The 993-nt window shown below is 66.7% G+C and carries 1 protein-coding gene; it reads left to right on the forward strand.

What is annotated here, in order from left to right:
* On the forward strand, window positions 1-692 hold a 692-nt coding region (locus A5624_RS12255), incomplete at its 5' end, for an alpha/beta hydrolase (protein ID WP_082990551.1).
* Window positions 693-993: the final 301 nt, after the last annotated feature.

A 993-nucleotide genomic window follows, 5' to 3' on the forward strand; every position in this document is an offset into this window, starting at 1 on the left:
GCATGCGCCGCCCCCAGGCCTATCCGCTGATGAGCCACCTGGCCGCCCGCGGCTGGGTGTGCGTGTCGATCGGCTACCGGGTGTCGCCGCGGCACACCTGGCCCGACCACATCGTCGACGTCAAACGGGCGTTGGCGTGGGTCAAGGAGAACATCTCCCGTTACGGCGGGGATCCCAACTTCGTGGCGATCACCGGCGGATCCGCGGGCGGCCACCTGTGTTCGCTGGCCGCCCTGACGCCCAACGACCCGAAGTTCCAGCCGGGGTTCGAGGACGCCGACACCTCGGTGGTCGCCGCGGTGCCGGTGTACGGGCGCTACGACTGGTTCTCCACCGAGGGCGAGGGCCGGCGCGAATTCGTCGACCTGCTCCAAAAGTTCGTCGTCAAAAAGAAATTCACCACCCACCGCGACATCTACGTCGATGCCTCACCGATCCGGCGGCTGCGCGCCGACGCGCCGCCGTTCTTCGTGTTGCACGGCCACGACGACTCGCTCATCCCGGTCGGTGAGGCCGAGGAGTTCGTCGAGGAACTGCGCGCGGTATCCAAGAACCCGGTCGCCTACGCCGAATTGCCGCACGCCCAGCACGCTTTCGACATTTTCAGCTCGCCGCGGGCGCATCGGTCCGCGGAGGCCGTTGCGCGATTCCTGTCGTGGGTGTACGCGACGAACCCGCCCGAGCGCGACTGAGAGCGGTCTGCCGCCGCCCGCGGGCGATATTCCGGATACCGAAAGCGCATATCGAAACCACTTGTGCCACTGTGGTTTCAGCAGTCTCTCGGCACCGATTTTTGTCGGTGGTCCTCGCTAGTTTGGCGGTGTGAGTGATGAGCAGGATGTCGAGGCGGCGTTCGACGCGCTCGATGCCGCCTGGGATCGCGTGTGCGCGCTGAACGTCGATGCCCTGAAGCCCCGCCAACAGTTGGCGGTGTTGGCGCGCTGCGAAAAGCAGCGCCGGCGCATCCCGGCCGTCGAGCACCCCGTGATCAAT

The organism is Mycobacterium sp. 1482292.6 (assembly GCF_001672995.1).
In the GTDB taxonomy this organism is placed as follows: domain Bacteria; phylum Actinomycetota; class Actinomycetes; order Mycobacteriales; family Mycobacteriaceae; genus Mycobacterium; species Mycobacterium europaeum_A.